Below are 6,144 nucleotides of genomic sequence, written 5' to 3'. Positions count from 1 at the left end.
CAATTACACGGTTGCCGGTATAGCCGCTGCCGCCAAAGCTGTTACGGGTACGGTAACCGCGGCTGGGAGCTGAATAATAGCCGCCGCCATAAGCGCCCGGGTAGTGGCCATAGTAGCCGCCGCCATAATAACCGCCATAGTACGGAGTGTACCAGGGGCTATACCACGGGTTGTAAGCCCAGGGGCTGTAGAACGGGCTGTAGCCATAGTAGCCGCTACCCCAGCCAAAGCCTAAGCCAATGCTGAGGGAAGGGCCCCAGTAGCTGCCATAATAGGGGGAGCCAAAGCCACCGCCCCAGTAGCTGTAAGGGCTATAGCCAAAACCGCTGCCGTAATAATTGTTCATGTAAATATTGGGAGTGCCATCGTTATAGTAGGAACCACTGTAAGATGGGTTGTTGAAACGGTCTAACCTGCGTGCATAATCTCCCTGGTCTTCATCATCGTAGGTAACATAGGTACCGTCCTGGTCATCGGCAGCCGCTACGCTCGTTTGTCCCTGGTTCTGCCTGTTGTTGCTGTTGGACGCATAGGTCTTTTCGGACTTGGGTGAGTAGTATACATCATCCGGGGTACGGGCGGACTTATACGCGGTAGAACAGCTGCTCAAAATAAGCAAAGCGGCTCCTGCTGCATATAGTGTGGATTTCATTTTGAAACTGATTTAATCAACAAATTATATAGTAAATTTACTCTATTTTAACGGAATCAAAACAATATAAAAGTATAAACGGTAATTGGCTATAAAATGTTACAATCCTGTGTCCCTGCTACATACCTCCATTTATTTTAGCGAACTGTTTGCGGCTTTCTGATTTTCATGTAGGTTTGTAAGATTTTTCCTTTTAATATTATAGCAAAAACTAAGCCAAAGGCCTGTGATTACATTAGCAGGTGATCAGCGGCCCATCAGCGTATCTAACGTTTTATGAGTAAAGAAATTACGTCCCGTTCAGCAGATTATTCCCAATGGTATAATGACCTGGTTTTAAAAGGCGGTTTAGCAGATTATTCACCTGTAAGAGGCTGTATGGTGATAAAGCCATATGGTTTTGCGTTATGGGAAGGCATGCGCGATGTGCTCGACAAAATGTTCAAGGACACCGGCCACCAGAACGCCTATTTCCCCTTATTCATTCCCAAGAGCTTTTTAAGCCGCGAAGCAGACCACGTAGAAGGTTTTGCAAAGGAATGCGCCGTAGTAACACACTACCGTTTAAAGAACGATCCCAATGGCGGTGGCGTAGTGGTAGATCCCGAAGCAAAGCTGGAAGAAGAGCTGATCATTCGCCCTACCTCCGAAACGATTATCTGGAATACGTATAAAGATTGGATCCGCTCTTACCGCGACCTGCCGCTGCTCATTAACCAATGGGCCAACGTAGTGCGCTGGGAAATGCGTACCCGCCTGTTCCTGCGCACCGCAGAATTCCTGTGGCAGGAAGGGCATACCGCACATGCCACTGCAGATGAGGCCATAGAAGAAACCCGGCGCATGCTGGATGTATATGCCGATTTTGCAGAGAACTATATGGCCATGCCCGTGATCAAAGGCGTTAAATCACCCGCCGAAAGGTTTGCCGGCGCTATTGATACCTATTGTATTGAAGCATTGATGCAGGATGGTAAAGCCCTGCAGGCCGGTACTTCCCACTTCCTGGGACAAAACTTTGCCAAAGCATTTGAAGTGCAGTTCTCCAATAAAGAGAACAAGCTGGAATATGTATGGGCCACCTCCTGGGGAGTTTCTACCCGCCTCATAGGCGCGCTGGTAATGGCGCACAGTGATGATGAAGGCCTGGTGCTGCCTCCACGCATAGCGCCCCTGCAGGTAGTGATTGTACCCATCTACAAAAATGATGAGCAAAAGGCTAAGATTGATGAGAAAGTGGACATCCTGATACAGGAATTAAAACGTGCAGGCATCAGCGTTAAATATGATGATAACGATAATAACAGACCTGGCTGGAAATTTGCGGAGTATGAAATGAAGGGTGTGCCCGTACGGGTAGCCATGGGCGCCAGGGACCTGGAAAATAATGTAGCCGAAGTAGCCCGCCGCGATACCAAAGAAAAAATGAGCCTTTCGCTGGACGGTCTTGCCCAGCGTATTAAAGACCTGCTGGAAGAGATCCAGCAGAACATTTATAACAAGGCAAAAGCTTACCGCGACGAACACATTACACCTGCCGATACCTTTGAAGAATTTGAAAAACTGCTGGATGAAAAAGGAGGGTTTATTGCAGCACATTGGGACGGTACAACCGAAACAGAAGAGCAGATCAAGGAACGCACAAAAGCTACCATACGCTGCATTCCACTAAACAACAAACCCGAAGCAGGCACCTGTATTCTTACAGGCAAACCTTCAACACAACGGGTATTGTTTGCACGTGCTTATTAGGGATTAATGTATAATGAGTAGCCAAAAATCAGCAGGCCGGCGTTATCATACAACACTGGAAGGAGTACTCCGCGCCTGCGCTATACTTTTACTGTTATTAAGTGTACTATGCACGGGAAAGTATGCCCGCGCGCAGGGCCTCATAATCCGTAATTATAACGTAAAAGAAGGGCTGGCCAATGCCACCGTATACACCGCCGTGCAGGACAGGGACGGGTTTATCTGGTTCGCAACCCCCACCGGCGTTAGTAAGTTCGATGGCAAGCGCTTTCGTAATTATTCCAAAAAAGACGGGCTTACCGATAATGATGTGATCAAGCTGGTCCCCGATACCCGGGGCCGCGTTTGGTTCTTCACATTAAACGGTAAGCCCTCTTACTATGGCAACTATACCATTCACACCGAAGAAAACGATTCTTCCCTGATCTTCAACAGCCGCGGGCATTACATGCAGCATGCCTTTGTGGATTCCGCCAACATACCCTGGTTCCATATCACGGATAACCGCGTTGCCCGGTATGATGGTAAAAAATTTGAGTATAAATTTGAAGGCACCTCTACAAAGATCTTCTACTTTCTGTCGCATAATGATGTCTTTAAACCCCTGGAGCCATACTTTCATATGAGCTCTGTTAAAGACGGTGATGGCAATGATACGGATCAAAAGACCTTCCCGGTTTCGCCTTACCCCCTGGATGATGAGACTTTTGTAGCCCGCATCCGCGGTAACCCGGTGCTGATTGTAAAGAATACCGTATACAGCTACACGCCAAAGGAGGTGATCTGTTTCTTCAACGGCCACGACTGGGGTATAACCGACGAAATTACCAGCCTTTGCCTGGATAACGATAACCTGTGGATAGGCACACAACGGGCCTTGTTTTACCTGAAAGACTTTTTCAAGGGCGCGCGGAATGTAACCAAGCTGCTGGATAACCATTACATTACCGGTTTGCTGAAGGACCGGGATGGTAATATCTGGATCACCACATTTGGAGATGGCGTATATAACATTCCCTACAAGAACTTTTACTTCAATTACCTGGATAATAGCAATGGCCTCCATTCCCATTCTATCTTCAGCATCCTGCGCGATAAGAAAACAGGTCTGCTGCTGGTAGGGCAAAATGCAGGTGTGCTAAGCGCAGGCGTATTAAATACCAGGGATGCCAACCGCCGCTTCCGCCAGTATACGCTGGATACTTCCAGTGGCCGTAACAGCATCATCAGCATTTTACCTTACCGGAATGATGAAGTATTAATTGGGGCCGACAATGGCCTTTACACTTTTAATACTACCCGGCTGAAGACTTCCCAGTTAATGCCGCTCAGGAACCTGAAGGATGTGGATATTTCTGCTTCCGGAAAAGTAAGGGTAGCTGCCAAAGACCAGATCACGCTCCTGGATGGCTATACCATTCCCTGGCAGGAGCCCCAGCCCCTCATCACTTCAATAGCCTGCAGCAACGATACGGCCTATTACCTGGGCACCAACAACGGTTTGTACTATGCTACCGATACCCGCCGTAACCCGCACCTGGCTCCTGTGGATGGCGATCTGCAGAAGCAAAGCATTAAAGACCTGAAATGGATAGATGGCTTTTTATGGATCGGCACCAGTGACCAGGGGATTTATGTGATCCGGGATAATAAAATAGTAAAACATATTGCCAGCGCCGATAACCTGGTCAGCGATATCTGCCAGCAGCTGTATTATGATGGCATTGGACGGCTCTACGTATCCACCAACAGGGGCGTATCCGTTATAGATATAAAAACGCGGACCATTATCCGCAATATTACCTCTAATGACGGGCTGATGTCGGACGACACCCGGGGTGTATACTACCAGCAGGGCATGTTATACATTGCCACCTCCAGCGGGCTTTGTTATTTCAATGACCATAACATGCCGGTAGATACCATACCGCCAACCGTATACCTGAACGCCATCCGCTATAGCGATACCACCTACCTGCCCCGCAATAACTTTGTGCACCTGTACAAACGCAAAACATCTTTTGAGGTGGAGTTTGGCGCCATCGCCTTTGACCTGCCGGACCTGGTAGAGTACCAGTATAACTTTTCCAGTGATACCGCCAGTGGCTGGACCACCACCATGAGCAACATTATCCCTTTCCCCGATCTGCAGCCCGGCGATTACAAGCTGCTGCTAAGGGCCCGTAAATATAAAAGCGACTGGAGCCAGCCGGTAACCATTTCCGTAAGCATACTGCCGCAATGGTACCAGCAGTGGTGGGCCAGGGGCATCCTTATTTTAATAGGCATGCTGGGCGTACTGGCTATCCTGCGCTACATTGTAAGACGCATTAAGCTGGCAGAAAAACGGAAAACAGAATATAACCGGCGCATCGCGGAGCTGGAAGCCAAAGCGCTCACCAACCAGATGAACCCGCACTTTATTTTTAACTCCCTGAACTCAGTACAGCACCTGATCCTGGAAAAGGAGGAAAAGCAGGCGCTGAACTTCCTGGCCGATTTTGCCACCCTCATGCGGCAAATGCTGAACAACTCCCGGAAGTCCTACATCTCCATGGAGGAGGAAATAGCCTTCCTGACCCGCTACCTGGAGCTGGAAAAGATCCGTTTTGCCCATAGCTTTACCTATCACTTTGGTATTGAGCCCGAATTAAAGGATTATACGGTATACATTCCGCCCATGATCATACAGCCCATTGTGGAAAATGCCATTAAGCACGGCCTGGCCCCCAAGAACAGCGCCGGCCACCTGGAGATCCGGCTGGAAATGGTGGACGACCTGCTTTACTGCGCTGTTGACGATGATGGGATTGGTTGGGAACACTCCAATAGCATTAAAACAGGACGCCTGGTAAAGCACGAATCCACTGCTTTAAGCGTCATTAAGGAGCGGTTGCAGATTATAAAATCTTTTAATGGAAGTGTTGGAAAGTTAGAAATAATTGATAAATTTAAGTCTGGGTTTGGAAACAAGGAAGGTACGCTGGTAGAAATTCTGATTCCCATTGTTAAGATGTTATGAGTAATATAAAAGCTGCGATTGTAGACGATGAAGTCCGCAACATCCATATTTTACGCAATATTTTAGAGAATTACTGTAAGGATGTTACAGTGGTCGGGGAAGCACAGAATATACACGAAGCGGCAGAAATGATCAAGAACAACCCCATTGACGTGCTGTTCCTGGATATTGAAATGCCCCCTCACAACGGTTTCCAGCTGCTGGAAATGTTTCCCGTTCTGAATTTTGAAGTCATCTTTATCACCGCCTTCCAGGAATATGCCCTGCAAGCCATTAAGTTTGCTGCGCTGGACTACCTGCTGAAACCTATTAAGGTAAGCGAGGTGGAAGATGCGCTGGAAAAAGTGAAAAAAAGCAAGAAAGGCAGGCTCAATGAGCTGGCATCCATCCTGAAAGATTATGTAAAGAATAATGATAATGCTTTCTCCAAGATCGTAATACCGGTGAACGACGGGTATAACGTAATTGACCTGAAAGACATTATTTACTGCGAAGCCTTTGACAGCTACACCAAGATCCAGCTGATCAACAATGTATCGCACCTGATCTCCAAATCCCTGAAGGAGTATGAAGAAATGCTGTCAGACAAGGGATTTTACCGCGTGCATAAATCCTTCCTCATTAATATTCACCACATTGTGAAGATCATCAAGGGCCTGGGCACTGCCGTGGTTATGAGCGATCAGAAGAATATTCCCATCTCCTCCCGTAAAAAGGA

Annotated in this window: 3 protein-coding genes and 1 pseudogene; 3 read left to right on the top strand and 1 reads right to left on the bottom strand. The window is 47.7% G+C overall.

Annotation, left to right across the window (positions count from 1 at the left end):
• A pseudogene (locus VIM87_RS23755) lies at nucleotides 1–652 on the bottom strand (hypothetical protein); the annotation flags it as partial.
• A gap of 276 nt (nucleotides 653–928) precedes the next feature.
• On the opposite strand from VIM87_RS23755, the gene proS reads away from it, so the two are divergent.
• The 3 genes from proS to VIM87_RS23740 form a co-directional block, all read left to right on the top strand.
• On the top strand, nucleotides 929–2,404 hold the full coding sequence (proS, locus tag VIM87_RS23750) for a proline--tRNA ligase (protein WP_331999418.1): 1,476 nt from the start codon (nucleotides 929–931) through the stop codon (nucleotides 2,402–2,404).
• Nucleotides 2,405–2,417: 13 nt separating this feature from the next.
• A complete protein-coding gene (locus VIM87_RS23745; protein WP_331999417.1) occupies nucleotides 2,418–5,426 on the top strand; it encodes a sensor histidine kinase in 3,009 nt (1,002 codons plus the stop codon).
• On the top strand, nucleotides 5,423–6,144 hold a 722-nt coding region (locus tag VIM87_RS23740), incomplete at its 3' end, for a LytTR family DNA-binding domain-containing protein (protein WP_331999416.1). The genes VIM87_RS23745 and VIM87_RS23740, both read left to right, overlap by 4 nt.

The sequence above is a fragment of the Chitinophaga sp. genome, assembly GCF_036569125.1.
Classification (GTDB): Bacteria; Bacteroidota; Bacteroidia; order Chitinophagales; family Chitinophagaceae; genus Chitinophaga.
The sequence above is the reverse complement of the archived record's forward strand: the minus strand, read 5'-3'. Positions and strand labels throughout refer to the sequence as shown.

What these genes read in the sequence shown, in the direction of transcription:
- proS (WP_331999418.1), top strand. Translation starts at nt 929, where the DNA reads ATGAGTAAAGAAATTACGTCCCGTTCAGCAGATTATTCCCAATGGTAT.
- VIM87_RS23745 (WP_331999417.1), top strand. Translation starts at nt 2,418, where the DNA reads ATGAGTAGCCAAAAATCAGCAGGCCGGCGTTATCATACAACACTGGAA.